The sequence below is a fragment of the Corallococcus sp. AB032C genome (assembly GCF_003668935.1).
Lineage (GTDB): Bacteria > Myxococcota > Myxococcia > Myxococcales > Myxococcaceae > Corallococcus > Corallococcus exiguus.
This window is the reverse complement of record NZ_RAWP01000108.1, coordinates 13338-33036: the sequence shown is the minus strand read 5'-3', so window position 1 is coordinate 33036 and position 19699 is coordinate 13338. Positions and strand designations below refer to the sequence as shown.

Below are 19699 nucleotides of genomic sequence, written 5' to 3'. Positions count from 1 at the left end.
GGCCATGGGCTCGCGGACGAAAACGCCTGAAGGGGCACGGTCCTTCCGGGCCGTGCCCCTCAAGGTGGGGGCGATTCCTAGCGTAGCCGTGTGACAACCGCGTGGCGTTGGTGAAGATGGGGTTTCAGGAGGGCGAGGCGCCGGATTCATCCAGGGCGCCGTCGGCGCGGATGCGGCGGGAGCGCTCCTGGAGTTCGCGCCAGTTGGCCTCGTATTGGTCGCGGGCCGTCTTCCAGACGTGCCCGCGCGAGTTGCGCAGGTTCTTGAGCAGCTCGCCGGAGTTCTTCAGGCCGCGCGTGATGAAGTCGAGCTCCTCGCGGGTGAGGAGCGAGTCCTCGGCCCGGCTGCGCTTGTGGGCGGCGACCCAGCCGTCCATCTGCGCGCCCAGCTCCTTCAGCTCGGCTTCGCGCTGGCGGCTGTAGCCTTCGCGGAGCTCTGCCCACCGGGTGCCGGCGCGGTCCAGGTGCTCACGGAAGCGGCTGTGGGCCTTCTCCGCGCCGGCCTTGACGCGGTCCCAGTCGCTCTGGTCCGCGCGGCGGAGTGCCTGGATCTCACGGTCGACGTCGTCGTTGAAGGCGCGGGCTCCGGTGAGGACATCGAGCGTGTCCTCACTGTCGGCCAGGTCCGCCTGGGCTTCGATTTCACGGAAGCGAGCGGTCGCCTCGCGCTGCTCGGCCTCCATCTTCTGGATGTATGCGTCCTGTTCCGTCATGGCGTCCTCCTGGATGGGAGAAGCATGGGAACGTTCACGGGGCGGTGCAGGGCGAGGGGGACGGGAGGTGGAGCGCTCAGTCGAGGAATCGGCGATGCCAGCGGCGCGTCATGGTGAAGAAGTCGGAGTCCTCTGACCTGGCCTCCTGGTACAGCCAGGGTTCGAGCACGCGCGCGAGTTCCCGGTAGGCAGGCAATGTCTGGCCCTGTTCGGTGTCACCGGCCTCTGGCCATGGGCCCAGCGTGACGACAGCCCGGTCTGGACCCAGTGCTTGCACGGTGGTGTCCGGCGAGTGCAGCCGGGAGCGCAGGCCTTCCACTCCACCCAGTTCATGGAGGACCGGTGGACCCAGGAAGTTCATCCAGGCCGAGGCGCGCACGCGGGTGCCCAGGTCCCGGGCCACATCGTCCAGGCTGGGCACATCCATGGCCGGATGGCGGAAGCTCAGTGCCTTCACCTCATCGCGGACGACAGATGCCAGAGGCTCGCCGTTGAATGAAAGGCCCGCCTGGCCCGAGCCGAAGGGGAGGGCGCTGGCAATCTCAACCGCCAGTGCTCGGAAGCGCTCGGGCCCCTGGGCTTCCAGGAACTCCGTGGGAAAGGTCAGCTGCAGTGCGCTGACCGCGTCCGGCCAACGGAGGTCTTCGGAGGGACGGTCGAGCGCGTACCCTACGTAATGGAAACTGTACCGATGGCTTTCCGAGTAAGCGTCGGAGGTGGCGGCACCCAGCACGCTAAGGTAGCAGACATCTTCATCGTGAAGCCTGTGATGGATGAGCTGCCAACCCTCCGTGCCGAGTGTCTGCCATTGGCCGTCGAGATCTCCATAGAAGCCCAGGGCGTCCTTCCCAATGGCCTCCCGATACAGGTCGAGCGCTCGCTGTATCCGGGGCTTCAAGGCATTGTGCGCGTGCGGCATGAAGAGACACAACTGGAGGCCGTCGTTCACGGCGAGGAAGTCCGGCTCGAAGGCACTCTTGATGTAGATTCGAACGCGGGGAAGGTTTGTCATTGGAGAATCCCCCACCTGGGAATGACGCGAAGGACCTGGCCAGGGCCCAGGTTGAAGGCGTCCATATAGGTGTTTTTCTGTGTCGGTTCAGTGGGCGAAGGGTTCTTTGAAAGGGGCCGCCACCCGGGCGCTCTCGTCGTGGCGGTGTTCGAACAGAAGAACTTGAAGTCGTAGATCGCTCTGACCCGGATGGGGTCACCGGTGTGGATGACAACGTCCGGTGAGAGCGTCCCCTTCAGTTCGTACAGGAAGCGGGGTTGCTTGAGCAGTTCGACCTCCTCGTTACTCAAGGGCGTGAAGGTGCCGGTGCGTTGCTCAAGGCGGTAGGTCGGCTCAAGGCTGAATCGCCCTGGAATCAGGGCCTCCAGGCCCTCTCTGGCGCAAGCCAGCGCCACGGCGTGCATCTGGTCCCCCAGCCAGATGGCGCGGGACACGGTCTCACCCCGTACATTGCGAACCAGCTCGTTGCACTGCTCGACCGTAGGGTCCTTCCCATCGTGGTACCGGCGCATCACCTCCGACCGTGCATCGTCCGCGCATTTCTTCAGCACGGACTCCACCGCCTGTTTCGCCTCCGCGTCCAGGGCCAGCTTCGCCCCCGCCATCATCGTGGCCACCTGCGCCGCGCGTGGGACGGGCATCACCGACTCCGGCCCGGTGCACAGCGCCGGCTGGGTCCGGCAGGTGTTCGACACCGAGTCCATGCCCTGCTGCGCATACGTGCGCGGACGTGGCCCCGCGCAGCCGCCCAGCCCCACCGCCACCAACACCCACAGCCAATCCGTCCGGCGTCCCAGTCCCATGTCTCCATCCTGCCAGTCTCCGCGCCACAGGTAGGCCCCCTGGCGTGGGACAGCGACACCGCGCCTTTCCATCACACCTGTGCGAACCCACCCCGCAGCGGAGGGCCCATCGACGCATGAGACGTGAATCGATACCCTGCGACCCGTGACCGTCGCCGCCGCAGAGAAGAGTGAGAGGATCCGTCACCGCAAGATTGGCGCCTGCCGCGTGCTCGGCGAGCTGGGCCGCGGCGGCATGGCGCTGGTGTATCGCGGCCTGCACGAGCTGCTTCAGCGAGAGGTCGCCATCAAGGAGCTGCTCCCTGAAGGCCAGCGCGACCAGGAGGCCCTGTCCCGCTTCCGCCGCGAGGCGCTGGCGCTCGCCGCCTTCCGCCACCAGAACATCGTCACGCTCTATGACCTGGTGGATAAGAACGACAGCCTCTTCATGGTCATGGAGTACGTGGACGGCCCCACCCTCCACGGCCTCATCAAGGACGGCCCGCTGCCTCCGGACGTCGCCGCCGTCATCGGCGCGCGCATCGCCAGCGCGCTCGACCACGCCCACTTCCGCCGCATCATCCACCGCGACCTCAAGCCCGCGAACGTCATGCTCACCAAGTCCGGTGAGGTGAAGCTCATGGACTTCGGCATCGCCAAGGATGTCAGCCTCGAAGCCCTCACCCAGCAGGGCATGGCCGTGGGCACGCCGTCGTACATGTCCCCGGAGCAGGTCACGGGCGCGCCCATCGACGCGAGGACCGACATCTTCTCCCTGGGCGTGCTCCTCTACGAGGCCCTCTCTGGCGTCCGTCCCTTCGTGGGCAAGACGGCCGGAGAGGTCTTCGCCCGCATCCGCGACGGCAAGTTCACGCCGCTCCAGAAGGTGGCTCCGAACGTGCCGCCGCCGCTCGCGCGCATCGTGAAGCGCGCGCTGTCGGTGAAGCCGGAGGCCCGCTTCCCGGACGCCGCGGCCATGCGCCGCGAGCTGGACCTGTTCCTCGCCCACGAGGTGCGCGTGTCCCACCCCGCGCTGCTCGTGGCCTTCCTGCGCTACCGCGAGAAGCTCACGGAGACGGAGGCCCTGGCCCACCTCACCCAGCAGGAGCTGGGCGTGCTGGACGTCTTCGCCACGAAGAAGCCCAAGCGCGCGCCGAGCAAGCTCAAGTGGGTGCTGGCCGCGCTCACCGCCGGCATCGCGGCGGCGGGCACCGGCCTCTACCTGTCCCAGTCCCAGTGGGCGCCGCTCCTGGAGCAGCTCACCCGCTGAGACGCACCGCTCAGGCCTGCTTCTTCTTGTCGTGCGTGACGGTGACGATGGTCCCGATGCCGCCGCGCACGAAGAAGTCACCTACCACCGTGAGCTTGCGCGGCTGGATGGCCTTGATGATGTCGTCCGCGATGGTGTTGGTCACCTTCTCGTGGAAGGCGCCCTCGTTGCGGTAGGACCACATGTAGAGCTTCAGGCTCTTGAGCTCCACGCACAGCTGATCCGGCACGTACTTGATGGTGAAGCGCGCGAAGTCCGGCTGGCCCGTCAGGGGGCACAGGCAGGTGAACTCCGGCACGTCGAAGGCGATCTCGTAGTCGCGATCGGCGGCGGGGTTGGGGAAGGTCTGGATTTCCTTGGACGGCTTGGAGGACATGCGCTGTCGTGTAGCACACGTTCGGCGCGTGTCACCGCCCTGCACGACGTCGCCTCCCTGGCTGCCAGGTGACGGCTCTGTTCGGGTTCCAACGTGCCGCGGCCCTCTGGGACAGGAGAACGTCCGGGGGCGGTTGGCGATCATGCTCGGGGATTCCTATCTCCCTCCGGCGATCCCTGTTGCGAGCGCGTCCCGCCCCTCATGCTGCCACCCAATGACGTCGAGGATGTCCTCTCGTGCCTGCCCCAAGCGCTCCTGCGCGTGGGTCCTGACTTGCGCGTCCAATGGTGCGAGGAGGGCTTCGCGGCCAAGACGGGCGTGACGCTCTCCCCGGGCGGCACCCTGCTGGAGGCCCTGGAGCCGGGCCGCAGCCTGGACGCCCTGGAGCGCGCCATCCGCGAGCACCGGGCCCACTCCGGCCATGTCATCACCCGCACGCTCCGGCAGGTGCGTGTTCAGGTGAAGCCCACCCACACGAACGGTACGCCCGGGGCGTGGCTGGTGGTGGAGCCGTCCGGCGTGGACGACGAGGGCGCGTTTTCACAGGCCGTGCGGGAGATTGCCCGCGCAGTGGGCGAGTCGCTGGAGGTCGACCGCGTCTGCTCGGCCGCCGTGGTGTCGCTGGTGAGGTGCGCCCAGGTGCGGCGCGCGGAGGTGTTCCTCTACGAGGAGGACGACGCGACGCTCAAGCGCATGGCGGTGTCGGACCTGGAGGGCCTGGACGCGCCCCAGGACGCGTTCGACCCGTCCGAGGACCCCTACCGTCAGGCCCTGGCCCTGCGCCAGCCGCAGCTGGGCATCCAGCGCGGCTACGGGGACGCGGTGGGCTCCGTGTTCGCGGCGGTGCCGTTGTGCGCGCCGCGCCGCACGGTGGGGCTGCTGCTCATCTACAAGGAACAGGGCGCGTCCTTCTCCGTGCGCGAGCTGGAGATGTGGAGCGCGGCGGCCAGCCAGCTGGCGGTGGCGGTGGAGAACGCGCGGCTCTTGCGCGAAGCCCAGTCCGCCCTGCGCGTGCGCGAGGAGTTCATGTCCATCGCGTCGCACGAGCTGAAGACGCCGCTCACGCCGCTGAAGCTGGGCCTGTACTCCATGGAGCGTCGCCTCGCCGCGGGGCAGCCGGTGGCGCTCTCGAGCGTGCTCAAATCCAAGCGGCAGGTGGACCGGCTCGCGGGGCTGGTGGAGGACCTGCTGGACGCAAGCCGCCTGGAGCTGGGCCGGCTGGCATTGGACTCGTCCCCGCTGGAGGTGGGGCAGCTGGTGGCGGAGGTGGTGGACCACTTCCGGCATGCCTTCGAGCGCCCCTTCACGGTGGACGTGCCGCACGACGGCGTCTGGGTCCTGGGGGACAGGGACCGGCTGGAGCAGGTGCTGGTGAACCTGCTGGAGAACGCGCACAAGTACAGCCCGGCGGGGGCGCCCATCGCGGTGCGGGTGGGGCGCACGGGCGAGTCCGCGCGCATCCAGGTGCAGGACCACGGCATCGGGATTCCGGGCGCGGATCAGGCGCTGGTGTTCCAGCGCTTCTACCGGGCGCGCAACGTGTCGCACCGCAACTTCGGCGGGCTGGGCCTGGGCCTGTTCATCAGCCACTCCATCGTGAAGATGCACGGCGGCGCGCTGGCGCTCCGCAGCCGCGAGGGCGAGGGCTCCACGTTCCTGCTGGACCTGCCGCGCATGCCCGCGCACGAGGTGCGCAGGCTGCCCCGGCGCGTGCTGGTGCTGGACGAGGACTCGAACCAGGAGGCCACGGCGGAGCGCACCCTGCGCGCGGAGGGCTTCGAGGTCTTCACCGTGCAGAGCGGCGCGGAGGCCCTGCGCAAGGCGACGCACCTGCCGGTGGACCTCATCGTCCTGTCCACGAGCGCCACGCAGTCCCCGGTGGGCAGCTTCCTGGAGACCTTCGCCACGCTGCCCCGCGCGCGGCCGGTGCCCATCCTGCTGGCGGGGGATGCGCGGCCGTGGTGGGCGCAGGAGAACGCCGCGCTGTGTCCCCGGCCGTACCGCCCGGAGGAGCTGCTCGCGGGCGTGCGCACCGTGCTGACGCGAGAGAAGCGCCGGACGCTGACGCCGGTGGAGTCGGAGCTTCCGCTCGTCACGCCCGCGTGAGTGGAGCCTCTCGCAGGACGCGGTAGTTCGTGGGACGGATTCCCGCCTGTTCCAGGGCCGTGCGCGAGTGGGCATCCACGAAGGTGGTCCGCTCCACTTCTCGCTGCGCGGCGTAGCGGGTGGTGACGAGCTCGGGCAGGTGCCCCGGGTGACACATCCACTCCGTGACGCCCTCGGCGGGCAGCGCCGCCAGGGACTGGGCGAAGCGCTCTGTCGTCCAGTACGCCGTCTCGCCGGATTCGCCCACGAAGTGGTCGTTCGTGGCCACGCCCCGGGCCCTCAGCGCGCCGCGCATGTCCGCGTCGATGGAGCGCACCGGGAGGCCCGCGCGCCTCGCGACGCGTGACAGTCCCTCCAGGACTTGAGGATGCCGGTGCAGGTGCTTGTGCACGTCCAGGTGCGTGGCGGCCTGGCCCAGCAGCCGTTCCAGCCGATCCAACTGCGCGAGCGCCTCCGCCTCCACCACGTCAGCGGGGACCCCTCCCACCCGGGCTCCGTCGAGGCCTCCGTCCACGGTGCGCCACTCACGTGGGAAGCCTTGGGCCACGGGCGCGCCCCGGTCCAGGTTCAGGTGCAACCCGATGGCGAGTCCCCGGGCCTGCCTCGCGGCGGACTCGGAGTCCGGTGCGTTCACCAGCAGGGTGGCGGAGGAGACGACGCCCTCGCGCAGTGCCTGGAGGATGCCCCGGGTGATGCCCGGGTCGTAGCCCAGGTCGTCGGCGTTGATGATGAGTGCGCGGGGCGGCGTGGCTTGCCTCCTTCAGGGGCGGGGACGCGCCTGGAAGAAGCGCCACATCTGGAGGGACGCGTCCAGGTCCGTCGTGCCTCCATTGTAGAGGGGCTGGCCGGGCCACGCATGCTTGCCGCCGGTGACGGTGCACAGGCTCGCGGTGGCGCTCTCCGGCTGGCAGCCCGTATACGCCACGCAGGTGCTGTTGCCCTGCTGATACGTCTGTTGCTGGGGGCCGGTACAGCCGTTGAACTCCGCGAAGCGGCGCACGGACTCCTGAGCGGACGGGTAGGGCTTGCCGCCGACGAGGGTGAGGTTCTCGCCTCCGTCGTAATAGATGGATTCGTCGGCGGTGCCGTGGAAGTGGAGCAGGGGCACGGGGCGGGACGGGTGGCAGTCCGGCAGTCCCACCATTCCCGCGACGGGGGCGATGGCGGCGATGCGCTGGGCGCGCTCGCAGGCCAGCCGGTAGGAGAAGAAGGCGCCGTTGGAGAAGCCGTTGGCGAAGACGCGGCGCGGGTCCGTGCACACGCGGGTGTCCAGGTCCGCGAGCAGCGCGTCCACGAAGCCCACGTCGTCCACGTGGGCAATCTGCGCCGGGCCACAGCACGCCTCGCCGTTCCAGCCCCGTGTGTCCGCTTCGCCCCGGCCGTAGATCTCCGGGAAGTTGAGGCCGCGCGGGTACACCGCGATGAAGCCCTCCGCGTCGGCCAGGGTGGAGAAGCCGGTCAGCGCCTCCTGCTCCTGCTCGGTGGAGCCGAAGCCGTGGAAGCTGAGGACGACGGGCGTGGGCTTCGTGGCATCGTAGCCGGTGGGGACGTGGACGCGGAAGGCGCGGGTGTGGCCGCCGTGCTCGAGGGTCCAGTCGTAGGTGCCGGGCGTCACGGTGAGGCCCGAACAGGCCGTACGGTCCGCGGGGGCCACGTCCCCGGCCGAGGTGTCCGGATCCTCCGTTTCGTCGTCGGGCGGGGTGTCGGAGTCGTCCGTGGAGCCGCACGCGGTGGCGGTCAGCAGCAGGCTGGACGCGGCGAGGGCGAGGAGGCGAAGGCGCATGGGGAGGAAGCTAGTTCCCCGTGCCGCACTCCGCCGAGAGTGCCGGTGCCCGGTCCGGGAACTTTTCCGCCAGCATACGTTTCACCTCGGCCACCCGGGCGGTGTCGCCTTCGTGGACGTGCAGTTGGCAACGCGCGGTGAGGGCGCGGGGATCGTCCGGGGCCAGACGCTCGGCCTCCCGGTATTCGCGCTCGGCGCCGCGCAGGTCGCCCTGCCGGAAGAGGACGGCCCCCAGGTAGGAATGGGCCACCGCGAGCGTGGGGGCCTTGCGCTGCGCGCGCTTGAGCAGGGCGACGGCGTCGTCCAGCTTCTCCTGGCGGAAGCGCACGAAGCCCAGCTCCGCCAGGGACGCGGCGTCGTCGTGCTGGCGCGTCCAGGCGGACAGCACGGTGGCGGCCTCGTCCAGCCGGCCCCCCTGGGACAGGAGCTGGCCGTAGCGGGGCGCGACCTTCGCGGAGCCCGGCGCCTGCGCGTACGCCTTCGCGAGCGCGGTCAGCGCGCCCGGCACATCACCCTGGAGGGCCCGCAGGTCGGCCAGGGCCAGCGGTGCGCGGACGTCCTTGGGGGCCAGGGCGGTGGCCTCGTCGATGGCGCGTTCCGCGCGCTTGCCCATGCGCAGCTCGGTGGCGGCGCGCGCGGCGAGCAGGTGCGCCTCCGCCTCCTTCGGGAAGCGCGAGGTATAGGCCTCCGCCAGCGCCAGGGCCTGCGGGTGGGCGCCCGCGTCGAGCAGCAGCGTGCCCGCGCGAGCCAGCTCCTTGGCCGTGGCGCGCACGTCCTTGCCCAGCCCGTCCAGCGCGGACACCTTCGCCTCCGCCGTGGTGGCGGCTTCAGCGGCGGCGATCCTCGCGGGGGGCGGCACGTCCGGGCGCCGCAGGTACCACGTGGCCCCCGCGCCCAGTCCGCCCAGCGCGAGCACGCCCACGACGATGGCCAGGGCCTTGCGCGACCGGGGAGCGCCACGCGAGGCCGGAGCGCGAGCGCCCGCCGGAGCTTCTCCGCGCCCCTTGCTCCCGGACGCCGGAGCCTGGAGGCCGCCGGAGGCCCCACCGTGCGCGGCGCCCTCCGCCGGGTTGCCCGAGGTCGCGACGGGGATCTCCGCCGTCACGGGCCGGGTCGAACCGCGAATCGACACGGTGTGGGTGCCCAGGGGCGCAAGGGGACGCGAGGCCGGCGGAGCGGCGACCGGCGGAGGCACGGGCCAGGAAGGAATGCCCTGCACGCCGAACGGCGGGAGCACGTCCATGCCGGGGGTTCCATCCGCGCCTGAGTTGGATGGATCCGCGAGCCTCGCGTTGCGCAGCGCCAGCCGCTTGGGGTCCCGGTCCGGCGGAAACAACGTGTCCAGGTACACGGCCACCTGCGCCGGCGCGGCGACCTCCGCGTGCCCGCCCAGCATCTCGATGGCGGCGATGAACGTCTGCAGGCTGTCGAAGCGCGCCTCCGGGTCCTTCGCGAGCGCCTTGAGACACACGGCCTCCAGCGCCTGCGGCACGGACGGGTCGAACGCGGTGGGCGGCTTCGGCCTTCCTTCGGAGATGCGCGTGAGCACCTCGTCGGTGGACATGCCGGTGAAGGGCCGCCGGCCGCACAGCTGCTCGTAGAGCATCACCCCCGCGGCGAACAGGTCCGCGCGGTGGTCCACGCTGTGTCCGGCGATCATCTCCGGCGACATGTAGAAGAACTTCCCCTTCAGCGTCCCGGGCTCCGTCCCCGCCCCCAGCGCGTCCGCCTTCGCGATGCCGAAGTCGATGACCTTCACCGCGCCGTTCGCCCCGACGTGGATGTTGTCCGGCGTGAAGTCGCGGTGGACGATTTTCAGCGGCCGGCCCGCCTCGTCCACGGCGCGGTGCGCGGCGTCCAGCCCCCGGCACGCATCCACCAGCACGCGCAGGGTGATGCCCAACGGAACGCGCTGGCCGCGCTCGGCGGCCTCCTGCCGCACCTCCGCGAACGAGCGCCCCTCCAACAGCTCCATGGCGATGAAGGGCTCCCCGGCCTCCATGCCCAGCTCCAGGATGGACACCACGTTGGGGTGGCGCACCTGCGCGGTGATGCGCGCCTCGTTGAGGAACATCTGCACGATGCGCCGGTCCGCGACCAGGTGCGGCATCAGCCGCTTCACCGCCACGGCCGGGCCGCGCTGCCCCTCCAGGCTGATGGCGCGCGCCAGATACACCTCCGCCATGCCGCCTGTCGCGATGCGCGCGCTCAAGCGGTAGCGGCCTGCCCATGAAACGCCGGGTTCCGACACCAAGGTATCGGCAGTCTACGGGCCCGAGCCCCCGGCGCCCAACGCCATGACGCGCTGCCTGCCTGCCTGGCCCCGGCCAGCCCGGACATGCCCACCGTATTGGACCGGCCGGGACGACGGGTGTGGGTGCAGGGATGTGTGGAGCCGATGACGGAGGACCGGCCGGGAGTGCTAACGTCCCCCTCCTCAAGCGTGACCCCTAAGGGGAGGGGGCCGCCTTCACGAACCTCGCGAACCGTCGCGGATGCAGGGAGGGATGTTGGGCACCGTCCTCAAGGGTGGTTTCGTCGTCGAGCTGGAACCTGCGTCCGTAGAGCGGGTGGACCTGCGCATCGAGGGTGAGCGCATCGTGGCGCGGGGCGAGGACCTCGCGCCCGGCCCCGACGACGAGGTGGTCGCGCTGTCCGGCAAGCTCGTCTTCCCGGGGCTCGTCAACGCCCACCACCGGCTGGCGAGCGTGCTGGCGCGCGGCCTGGTCCGTCCGACGCCCACGTCCTACCAGGCCCTGCTGGAGCAGGTGCGCTGGCCCTTCGAGAACGCGCTGGACCTGGACGCGGTGCAGGTGGCCGCCACGGCGGGCGGCCTGGAGTCCATCCAGTGCGGCACCACCACCCTGTTTGATTTGCACGCCTCGCCCAAGGCGGTGACGGGCTCGCTGCTGCGTTCGGCGCGCGGCCTCCATGAGGTGGGCGTGCGCGGCGTGCTGTCCTACGCGGTGACGGACCGCATGGGCGCGGTGGGCCGCGAAGAGGGGTTGGAAGAGACGGTCAGCTTCGCGCGCAAGGCCCGGGGCCGCTTCCGAGGACAGGTGGGCGCGGGCCCCTGCTTCACGCTCGGCGACGACGCGCTCCAGGGGCTGGGCGAGGCGCTCAACACCACCGGCACCGGGCTGCACTTCCCGCTCGCGGAGGATCCGCTGGACGAGCGGCTGTCCACCGAGCGCCACGGCAACCCGCCGGTGACGCGGCTGCTCACCAGCAACCTGCTGTCGCCCCGCGCCATGGCGGCGCACGCGGGCCACCTGGCGTGGTCAGACCTGGCGCAGGTGCTGGCCACCGGGACGTGGTTCCTGCACACACCGCGCTCCAACCAGGGCCAGGAGCTGGGCTACGCGCCCGCGCTGAAGTTCGGGGCGCGCGCGTCGCTGGGGACGGACGGCACGTCGCCGGACCTGTTCGCGGAGGCGCAGGCGGCGTACCTGCGCTCGCGCGAGGCGGGGCAGCCCATCGACGTGCTGCGCTACCTGGCCAACGGCCACCGGCTGGCGTCGCAGGTGTTCGAGGCGGCCATCGGCCCCATGCGAGAGGGCGCGCTCGCGGACCTGCTGGTGCTGGACTACCTGTCGCCCACGCCGCTCACCGCGGAGACGCTGGCGTGGCACGTCGTGCACGGGCTGGGCAGCCGCCACGTGGAGGCCGTGATGGTGGACGGCGTGTGGCGCGTGTGGGCGCGCAGGCCGCTGTCGGTGAACCCCACGGTGGTGGCCGAGCAGTCGCGCGAGGCCGCCGCCGCCGTGTGGGCCCGCATGTCCTCGTCGTAGAGCCGGGAGCTTGTCGCGGTGTCCGGGGCCCGTTAAGTCCCGGGCATGCTCAACTCCCTGCTCGTCGTCGGATGGCTCAGCGCAGCGATTCCCCAGGTGGGTGAAACCGCCCCGGACTTCACGGTGAAGGACACCGCGGGGACGACCCACACGCTGTCGGAGATGGTGAAGAAGGGGCCCGTCATCGTGGCCTTCTTCCCCAAGGCGTTCACCGGCGGCTGCACGAAGGAGCTGACCGCGTACCGCGACCGCTACAAGGACATCGAGCAGGCGCAGGGCCAGGTGCTGGCCTTCTCCACGGACGACGCGGAGACGCTGACGCGCTTCAAGACGGAGCTGAAGGCGCCCTTCCTGTTCATCCCGGATCCGGACGGCAAGGTGGTGGGCGCGTACGACGTGAAGATGCCGTTGGTGACGGTGTCCAAGCGCTACACGTTCGTCGTGGGCGAGGACCGCAAGGTGCTCAAGGTGAGCGAGGGCAAGGACGCCATCGACGTCTCGGGCGCCATCGCCGCGTGTCCCCTGCGCAAGGACGGCGCCGCGAAGCCCGCCGCGGCCCCGGCGGGAACCACGCCGCCCACCCAGGCCGCGCCCGCGACGAAGTAGCCGCGGCGCGTTGGCTTTCGGGGCAAGGGCACGGTCCACTCGCGGACGTCCCCCTGGCACGCGCGGGCCGGCCGCCGGCCGTGCCGTTGAGGAGTTCACGCGGCACGAGGCCTGCTGGCTTGTCCGCCCCAGGCGCGGAGCGATAGCCCTGGGGCATGCCGCGCGCGGGGCGTCCTCCGTCCGCCGGGCTGGGGGCGTGAGGAGGCCCGAGTGGATGGACATCGTCTTCCTGGGCCCCGTGTGCCGGGCCACCGCCGACGCACAGGCGGCCACGGCACCGAGGCAGCTCGCGCAGGCGCTCCGGCGTCGCGGACACGCGGTCCTCTTCCTGGAGCGCATGGCGCCCGGTGCAAGGGGGGAGGAGAGTTCCGCCGTCGCGCCGTACGTGGACCTCGCGGACCTCCACGCGCGCTTCCATTCGCGGGTGCGCCGCGCGGACCTGGTGCTGGTGGACGCGGACGTGCCGCAGGTCGCGGACGTGAGCCGCTGGGCCACGAACACGGCGCGGGGGCTCACCGTCTTCTGGGACCGGGACACGCCCCGGACGCTGGCGCGGCATGCCCTGCGAGAGGACCCCGCCTGCATGACGCCGGACCTCTTCACGGGCTACCGGCTCTATCTCTGCTCCAGTGGAGGCCCGGTGCCCCGTCAGCTGGAGCGCGAGTGGGGCGTGGCCCGCGCGCGCGCGTTCCTACCGGGAGTGGACGCGGAGCACTTCGCACCCGGAAGCGGACGGACGCGCTGGGACCTGGGGTACGCGGGGCCGTCGTCGCCAGAGCGGCGGGGGCTCTTGAAGCAATGGCTGCTGGGCGCCGCGCGCGGTTGGGCCGAAGGGCGCTTCGTCCTCGCGGGCATGCTGTCGGCCGTGGATGACGCCTGGCCCGCCAACGTGGCGAGGCCCGCGGCCCCGTCCCTCCAGGAGCACGCGGGTTTCATCGATGCGCAGCGCTTCGCGCTGGTCCTCTCGCAGGCCGAGCACACGCCAGGGGCGAACCTGTTCGAGGCCGCGGCCTGTGGAGCGGCGCTCATCTGCGACCCGTGGCCAGGGTTGGAGGACGTGTTCTCGCTGGGCGAGGAGGTGATGGTCGCCCGCACGGAGCAGGACGTGCTGCGCTACCTGCTCGCGATGCCGGAAGCGGACCGGCGCCAACTGGGCATGCGAGCCCGGGCCAGGGTCCTGGCCGAGCACACCGTGGCCCACCGGGCGCTGCAACTGGAGCAATACGCGAGCGAAGCGGAGCGCGGAGCCGCGTGGATGGCCCCGGTCCGCTCGCTGAACTGAGCGTCCCGAGCCTGGGAAGACGGACGTGCCGCCCTGCCGGCGGCGCACCGCACAAACCTGTCCGACAGTCGGACACGTTCTGGAGCACCGCGACCCGAGGGGCCTACGCCCCTTCCGGGGCCTTCACCATCTCCCGGGGCGGGAACACGAACTGCGCGGCGCCGGCCACGAGCGGTGCGGCATCGCGCTGGAACGCGGTGAGCTTCTCCAGCCGCTCCTCCGTCCATCCGCGCCCATCCCCCGCGTCGCGCACCAGGCAATGCAGGGCCAGGCGCCGCGCCTCCGGGCTGGAGCTCCGCGCCAGGCGCCGGCCGACGTCATCCATCGTCTCTACCGGCAGGTTCGACACCGCCACCTGGGCCGCCATCAGCGCGTCCGAGTGGAGCCAGCCCTCCTGTCCCATCGTGTCCAGGTGGCTCGCGAAGGCCGGAGGCGCCAGGGCCACCGCCGCGCAGCGCACGCGCAGCGTCGCCAGACACGGGTCCTTCGTGAGGAGCCCCGTCACCATTCCCTGCACCGCGTGCAGGGGCACGGGCCGCATCCGGTCCCGGGGCTGGAGCAGGGCATCCATGGCCACGCTCAGCGCGCGCCGGTCCCGCACCACCGCCTCCAGCATCCGCTCGAACAGCGTCACGTCGCGCTCGTCGGCCCGGTACACCAGCGCGCCCATCGCCGCGCGCACCTCGTCGTCATAGGGCGAAGCCAGCCGCGCGCCACAAGCAGAGAGGAACACGCGCTCCCGGTCCTTCACGGACAGCCAGGCCGCGCGGCGCAGCAGGTCGATGCGCGCATCCGGCTCCGGCCGCGCCAGCACCTTCGCGAGCAGCGCGGACAGCCGCGCATCCAGCGCCTCCGTCAGCCGGTCCGCCGGGATGTCCCCCACGCGCGACGCCATGATGGCGTCCTCGCCGGTGACGGCGCGCTCGAACACCGCCCACGTGGGCTCGCGGTCCAGGTGGTCCCACAGCGCGCGCAGGAGCGCGATGCGCACGTCGCGGTGCAGCGGCTTCGCGTCCAGCTCCAGGAGCCGCTCGTAGCCTGCGTCCGAGCGCAGCTCGCCCAACAGGCGCACCACCTCCTTGGCCACCGTGACCTTGGTCAGCGGCACCTCCGCCAGCAGCGACAGCACCCGCGTGACGGGCATGCCGTTGAACGCACGGCGCAGGCCGTAGATGGCGATGCGCGCGCGCGAATCCTCCAGGGCCCCCAACAGCGTGGGCACGCCCTGACCCTGGTCGCACCGCGCCATCACCCGCAGGGCCCGCTCCTGCACCGCCGGCCGCTTGTCGTTCGCCAGCGCCAGGAGCGCGTCCATGGGCGCCCAGTCCAGCGCCGCCATCCGCGTCACCGCCGCCAGCACCGAGGGCGTGTCCCGCTCCATGTCCGCGCACAGCCTCTCGAGCGCGCGCGAATACGCCCGGTTCTGCTCCACCGTCCACCGGAAGAACCCCGAGTCGAACGGCAAGATCCAATGCGTTGCCCCCGTGGCGAACTGGCCGGTGATGACCGGCGCGTTCAGGTAGGGCCCCAGAAGGTCCTGCCGCCGCCGGTGCAGGAACTCGCGCACCACGGGGATGGCGATGGCGCTCTCGTCCCGCTTGAGCAGCGCGGGAAGCATCCGGTCGAAGTCCTTCACCGCGCGGTAGCGCAGCACCCACAGCGCGTTCCCGGACGGCTTGCCCAGCCGCAGCGCCACCCGCTCCAGCTCCTCCACCAGCTCCCGGTGCAGGGGCAGCCCCTGCTTCTCCGCCCCCGCCAGCGCCACCACCTCGTCATCCCAGCCGCGGTCCCTCCAGCGCCGCAGGATGGCCGCGAGGGTCGACTCGAAGCGCGGCCGGTCCTCCCGAGACAGCCACGCGGTGAGCGCCAGCGCCAGCCGGTTGTCGGGCGCCGTGTCGCGCACGGAGACGAGCCAGTCCGACAGGCCGGGCACCAGCGCCGCGCGCTTGCCCAGGCTCGCCGCGAGCTGGAGCAGGGGACCGCCGCGCTCGCGCTCCGCCCAGCTCTTCGCCAGCGCCAGCAGGTACGGCGCGGCCCGGCGCACCTCGTCGTCCGTCAACCGGTGACCCAGGCCTCCGTCCAGGATGCGGCCACGCTCCTTGAGGAAGGTGCCCAGCCACTGCGCGCCCCACGCCGGGTCCGCGCTGAAGGCCCGCACCAGCAGCCGCTCCGCCGACTGCGCCGTCCCCATGGACAGGTCCGCGGCGTCCAGCGCGTCGCGCAGCATCCGCCCCAGGGCCTCGGTGTGCTCGGCGCGCCACATCCGGCGGGGCCACTCGCCCAGCGCCTGGAGCATCACCCCGCGCACCGGGTCCTGTTCGTTCTTCCGGGCCAGCACCATCGCCAGCGCGGGGGCCACCCACGTGGGCTCGTCCGGGCGCAGGCCGGGCAGCGCCAAGAGCGCGCTCAGCGCCACTCCGCGCATCGCCGCGTCCGGGTGCCCCAGCGTGCCCCGGAGCGCGCCCAGCGCTTCATCCCAGGGCAGGAAGCGCGCATAGGAGAACCGCGCCTCGGCGCGCGTGCCCAGCGCCACCACCTCGTCCAGGTGCCGGCGCGCCTCCCGCTCGCGCAGCTCCACCGGCAGGTGCCGCACGTACTCCGGCGCGATGACGCCATCCCGGGTGCGAGCCCCCACGGTCCAGCGCGCGTAGACGCCCTCGCGCAGGGCCGGGTCCACGATGCGCACGATGAGCGGCGTGCCCCACGCGGGGGCCCGCTCCACGGACGCGGCCCAGGCCTCGGTGAGCGTCGCGTGCAGCGGCTCCGGCAGCTCCTTCAGCACGTCCTCCGCGCGGCCCAGCAGCGTCGGGTCGCGCTGGACAATCCAGGTCAGGGACTCGGCGTCCAGCGACGCCAGGGACTTCGCGAACAGCAGGTGCGGGAGGAACGCAGGGGAACGTTTGCGCAGGAGCGCCACCATGCGCACGGGGCGATGCTTCACCAGCGTCCGCATTGCGTGCTCGTCCGGCGGGATGCCCCGCTCCAGCAGCAGCGCCAGCAGCGTCTCCGCCACGTCGGGCGTCCGCTCCGCCAGCCACGCCAGGCCCCACCCCAGGTGCTGCCGGGTGACGGGGTCGGGCTCGCCCGATACGGCATTCAGCCGCTCCAGCAGCACCTGTCCCAGCACGGACGGCGCATGCCGCGCCAGCCGCGCCCAGAACCGGTAGCTGGGCCGCTCCAGTGCCCGCGCCACATGCCGGCGCAGGGCCGCCTCGGACGCCAGGGGCACCGTGTCCGCGAAGGTGACGTGCTCGCCCCGCTCCGCCAGCCCGTCCAGGAACGCGTCGATGACGGCGTGCCGCTTGCGCTTGCGCAGCTGGTGGATGACGGCCTGCTCGCGGCGCATCCCGTGCGCCATGCGCAGCGCCTCCAGCGCCTGGGCATCGTCACAGGCCAGCGACACCAGCTCGAACGCCAGCGCGCGCACGCGGAAGGATTCGTCCGCCGTGGCCTTCAGCACCGCCTCGCCATCCCGGCGCGTGAACTGGGCCGCCAGGGCCAGCCGCCGCTCGAAGGCGTCCCCTCGGGCCAGCGCGTCCAGCAGCGCCTGCGCCTCCGGGTCTGTCCGGGCCTTGCGCCCCAGGGCCACCATGTGGCGCACCCGGGCATCATGGAAGGTGGAGGATAGCTCTGCGCGCAGGGTGGACAGGGCGGGTTCGGACATGGCGCCCAAGGATGCCTGCTCCCCGGGTTTCCTGACAGACCCGCACCGCCCGCGGCCTTCCCCCCAAGGCCCAGCCGATGCTCAGTGCGCCGCCTCGGAGGGGGTGACGGGGTAGTTCCCCGTCGAGTGCTCGCGCGCGTGCTGCGCGAAGAGGAAGCGCCGGACGGCGGCGCGGGTGAGGAGCCCGCACGGGGCCAGTCCCAGCACGGGCGCAACCGGCAACGCGTCCACGTCCTCCTGGTCCATCACCTGGAGCGCATGCGCCAGGTCCGAGTCCGGCGCCAGCGCGGGCAGCTTGCGCGCCAGGTCGCTGGCCACGAGCAGCGGGTACATGGACTCGTCGCGCCACACCTCGCGCAGCTGCTCCACCTGCACCGTGCCGTAGAGGTTGCCCTCGGTGTCCAGCACCGGCAGCGTGCCGGCCTCGGACGTGAGCAGCTGGTCCGTCAGCGCGCGCAGCGGCGTGCCCGCGGTCACCGCCGGCACCTCTGTCATCAGGGCCCGCACGTGCGTGGCCGCCAGCAGGTCCTCGTCGCTCTGCACCTTGGGCGACGTGCGCTCCGTGAGGAAGTGGCACACCGCGGACGCGATGGTGCACGTCACCATCAGGGGCAGGATGATTTCGTGGCTGCCGCTCAGCTCGTACAGCATCATCATGCCGGTGAGCGGACCGCGCGTGAGCGCCGCCACCGCGCCGCCCATGCCCACGATGGCGTACGCGCCGCTGGGCCCCGTGGCGTGCGGGAAGAAGTAGTGCACCAGCGTGCCGAACGCGCCGCCCGCCATGGCGCCGATGAGGGCCGCGGGGAAGAACGTACCGCCGGAGCCTCCCGAGCCGATGGTGAGCGACGTGGCCACGAGCTTCAGCACGCACGCCGTCACCAGGAAGAGGAAGGGCAGCTGACCCGCCGCCGCCAGGTTGATGTAGTCGTGCCCGCTGCCCCACACCGTGGGGCTCAGGAACACGAGCACGCCCGTGCACAGGCCGCCCAGCGCGGCGCGCACCGGCAGCGGCTTCTTCCCCAGCCACGGAGACAGCTTCCCGCCCATGCGGCCTTGGAAGAAGTGCTCCACGCCGTGCAGCAGCTTCACGAACGCGAACGCGAGCAGCCCGCATCCGATGCCCAGCGCCGCGTAGGCGAAGACCTCCGAGCCGCTGACCAACTCGTAGTTCACCCGGTTGATCATGGGCGCCTCGTCCAGCACGCCGCGGCTCACCAGCGTGCCCGCCACGCTCGCCAGGATGATGGGGGAGAACACCCGCAGCTCGAACTCGCGCAGGATGATCTCCATCGCGAACACCGCGCCCGCGATGGGGGCGTTGAAGGACGCGGAGATGCCCGCGCCCGCGCCGCACGCCAGCAGGATGGACAGCTCCCTGCGGCTGAAGCCCAACACGCGCCCCACGCTGGACGCGAACGCCGCGCCTCCGTAGACGATGGGGCCCTCGCGGCCCGCGGAGCCGCCGCTGCCAATGGTGATGGCGGACGCGATGAGCTTGAGCAGTCCTCGGTCCGCCGGCACCACGTTGGCGCCGCTCTTCACCGCGCGCACCACCTCCGGAAGGCCGTGGCCGTGCGTCTCCGGCCGGTCGCGCAAGAGCCGCCCCACCGCCAGGCCGCCCACCGTGGGCGCGAGCAGCATCAGCCACCACGGCAGGTGTGGCAGCGCCGCGGGCAGGTTGTGCGCGTGGCCGAACACGGCGTTCACGGCCGCCAGGCCCACCAGCGGGTAGTAGAGCGACAGCGCGCCCAGCGTCAGCAGCGCGAGCAGGCGCAGGCGGCGCTTCACTTCATCGCGCGGACCGCCGGGGTCAATCACCCGCGCCAGCAAGAGCGCGCCCAGCGCCAGCGGTACGCCCACCAGCGCGTACTCCAGGTGCCAGCGCGCGGAGGAGAGCGACTCCATCAACGTGCGCAGCCGCTGCGGCTTCAGCGTCGCCGTCAACTCCGCGGCGCTGAACGTGATGCCGCTCATCACGCCAATGAGGTTGGAGAAGATGCCCGCGGCCAGTCCGCTGTAGAGCCCGACCACCGCGCCCGCGATGGGCAACACCGAGGGGGTCGGCAGGCGGATGCGGTTGGACGCGCCCAGCAGGAAATAGATGAGGCGTGAGAGGTTCTGTCGCGCCCAGAGGGTGAGCGCGGCCATCCGCTGCGAATAGGCAGGCGGAGGTTCGTCGGAATTGTTCATTTGGTGCTCCTACTAAATGGAGGAGGCCGGTGGGTTTCAAGCCTCTTGATGAGGCCAACGCTCCAGAGCCGTCCGCCTGCACTCCACCCCACACATCGCCCGAGCGGTGCCCGGCTCCCTGC

At 71.5% G+C, this 19699-nt stretch carries 14 protein-coding genes; 5 read left to right on the top strand and 9 right to left on the bottom strand.

What is annotated here, in order from left to right:
* Positions 1-124 precede the first annotated feature (124 nt).
* The 3 genes from D7X99_RS34045 to D7X99_RS34035 all read right to left on the bottom strand — a co-directional run bounded on the left by D7X99_RS34045 (position 125) and on the right by D7X99_RS34035 (position 2527).
* Complete coding sequence (locus D7X99_RS34045; protein ID WP_121781393.1) at positions 125-712, bottom strand: hypothetical protein; 588 nt, start codon at positions 710-712, stop codon at positions 125-127.
* A 76-nt stretch (positions 713-788) separates the two neighbouring features.
* The gene (locus D7X99_RS34040) at positions 789-1724 is read right to left on the bottom strand and encodes a DUF3396 domain-containing protein (protein WP_233613926.1); all 936 of its coding nucleotides are present in this window, start codon (positions 1722-1724) and stop codon (positions 789-791) included.
* The gene (locus tag D7X99_RS34035; RefSeq protein WP_121781392.1) at positions 1721-2527 is read right to left on the bottom strand and encodes a hypothetical protein; all 807 of its coding nucleotides are present in this window, start codon (positions 2525-2527) and stop codon (positions 1721-1723) included. Before D7X99_RS34035 ends, D7X99_RS34040 begins: the two co-directional genes overlap by 4 nt.
* Positions 2528-2672: 145 nt before the next feature.
* On the opposite strand from D7X99_RS34035, the gene D7X99_RS34030 reads away from it, so the two are divergent.
* The gene (locus tag D7X99_RS34030) at positions 2673-3776 is read left to right on the top strand and encodes a serine/threonine-protein kinase (protein ID WP_121781391.1); all 1104 of its coding nucleotides are present in this window, start codon (positions 2673-2675) and stop codon (positions 3774-3776) included.
* A gap of 10 nt (positions 3777-3786) precedes the next feature.
* Here the strand turns inward: D7X99_RS34030 and queF are convergent, their stop codons facing one another.
* Complete coding sequence (gene queF, locus D7X99_RS34025) at positions 3787-4152, bottom strand: preQ(1) synthase (RefSeq protein WP_120550871.1); 366 nt, start codon at positions 4150-4152, stop codon at positions 3787-3789.
* A 201-nt stretch (positions 4153-4353) separates the two neighbouring features.
* On the opposite strand from queF, the gene D7X99_RS34020 reads away from it, so the two are divergent.
* Positions 4354-6258: an ATP-binding protein gene (locus tag D7X99_RS34020; protein WP_121781390.1), complete on the top strand. Its 1905-nt coding sequence runs from the start codon at positions 4354-4356 to the stop codon at positions 6256-6258.
* Here D7X99_RS34020 and D7X99_RS34015 read toward each other — a convergent pair.
* Genes D7X99_RS34015 through D7X99_RS34005 form a run of 3 tightly spaced genes read right to left on the bottom strand, consistent with a single transcriptional unit; the run spans position 6245 to position 10253 of the window.
* Positions 6245-6985 (bottom strand): carbohydrate deacetylase, encoded by a 741-nt coding sequence (locus D7X99_RS34015; protein WP_255429660.1) that lies wholly within the window; start codon positions 6983-6985, stop codon positions 6245-6247. The genes D7X99_RS34020 and D7X99_RS34015 overlap by 14 nt on opposite strands.
* Before the next feature lie 33 nt (positions 6986-7018).
* A complete protein-coding gene (locus D7X99_RS34010) occupies positions 7019-8041 on the bottom strand; it encodes a PHB depolymerase family esterase (protein ID WP_121781388.1) in 1023 nt (340 codons plus the stop codon).
* Between the two features lie 10 nt (positions 8042-8051).
* Positions 8052-10253 carry a serine/threonine-protein kinase gene (locus tag D7X99_RS34005; protein WP_121781387.1) on the bottom strand — a complete coding sequence of 734 codons (2202 nt, stop codon included), beginning with the start codon at positions 10251-10253 and terminating at the stop codon, positions 8052-8054.
* 298 nt (positions 10254-10551) lie between these two features.
* On the opposite strand from D7X99_RS34005, the gene D7X99_RS34000 reads away from it, so the two are divergent.
* The 3 genes from D7X99_RS34000 to D7X99_RS33990 all read left to right on the top strand — a co-directional run bounded on the left by D7X99_RS34000 (position 10552) and on the right by D7X99_RS33990 (position 13720).
* Positions 10552-11832 carry an amidohydrolase family protein gene (locus D7X99_RS34000; RefSeq protein WP_121781399.1) on the top strand — a complete coding sequence of 427 codons (1281 nt, stop codon included), beginning with the start codon at positions 10552-10554 and terminating at the stop codon, positions 11830-11832.
* Positions 11833-11877: 45 nt separating this feature from the next.
* The gene (locus tag D7X99_RS33995) at positions 11878-12438 is read left to right on the top strand and encodes a peroxiredoxin (protein ID WP_121781386.1); all 561 of its coding nucleotides are present in this window, start codon (positions 11878-11880) and stop codon (positions 12436-12438) included.
* Between the two features lie 214 nt (positions 12439-12652).
* On the top strand, positions 12653-13720 hold the full coding sequence (locus D7X99_RS33990) for a glycosyltransferase (RefSeq protein ID WP_121781385.1): 1068 nt from the start codon (positions 12653-12655) through the stop codon (positions 13718-13720).
* Between the two features lie 103 nt (positions 13721-13823).
* Here D7X99_RS33990 and D7X99_RS33985 read toward each other — a convergent pair whose 3' ends face one another.
* Together D7X99_RS33985 and D7X99_RS33980 are read right to left on the bottom strand one after the other, a co-directional pair.
* Positions 13824-17384: a hypothetical protein gene (locus tag D7X99_RS33985; protein WP_121781384.1), complete on the bottom strand. Its 3561-nt coding sequence runs from the start codon at positions 17382-17384 to the stop codon at positions 13824-13826.
* A gap of 81 nt (positions 17385-17465) precedes the next feature.
* Entirely contained in the window at positions 17466-19577 is a 2112-nt protein-coding gene (locus D7X99_RS33980; RefSeq protein ID WP_233613925.1) for a chloride channel protein, read from the bottom strand.
* Positions 19578-19699 lie beyond the last annotated feature (122 nt).

Coding starts and splice junctions, on each gene's coding strand:
- D7X99_RS33980 (WP_233613925.1), bottom strand. CDS start 19,577: ATGAACAATTCCGACGAACCTCCGCCTGCCTATTCGCAGCGGATGGCC.
- D7X99_RS34040 (WP_233613926.1), bottom strand. CDS start 1,724: ATGACAAACCTTCCCCGCGTTCGAATCTACATCAAGAGTGCCTTCGAG.
- D7X99_RS33990 (WP_121781385.1), top strand. CDS start 12,653: ATGGACATCGTCTTCCTGGGCCCCGTGTGCCGGGCCACCGCCGACGCA.
- D7X99_RS33995 (WP_121781386.1), top strand. CDS start 11,878: ATGCTCAACTCCCTGCTCGTCGTCGGATGGCTCAGCGCAGCGATTCCC.
- D7X99_RS33985 (WP_121781384.1), bottom strand. CDS start 17,384: ATGTCCGAACCCGCCCTGTCCACCCTGCGCGCAGAGCTATCCTCCACC.
- queF (WP_120550871.1), bottom strand. CDS start 4,152: ATGTCCTCCAAGCCGTCCAAGGAAATCCAGACCTTCCCCAACCCCGCC.
- D7X99_RS34020 (WP_121781390.1), top strand. CDS start 4,354: ATGCTGCCACCCAATGACGTCGAGGATGTCCTCTCGTGCCTGCCCCAA.
- D7X99_RS34010 (WP_121781388.1), bottom strand. CDS start 8,041: ATGCGCCTTCGCCTCCTCGCCCTCGCCGCGTCCAGCCTGCTGCTGACC.
- D7X99_RS34035 (WP_121781392.1), bottom strand. CDS start 2,527: ATGGGACTGGGACGCCGGACGGATTGGCTGTGGGTGTTGGTGGCGGTG.
- D7X99_RS34045 (WP_121781393.1), bottom strand. CDS start 712: ATGACGGAACAGGACGCATACATCCAGAAGATGGAGGCCGAGCAGCGC.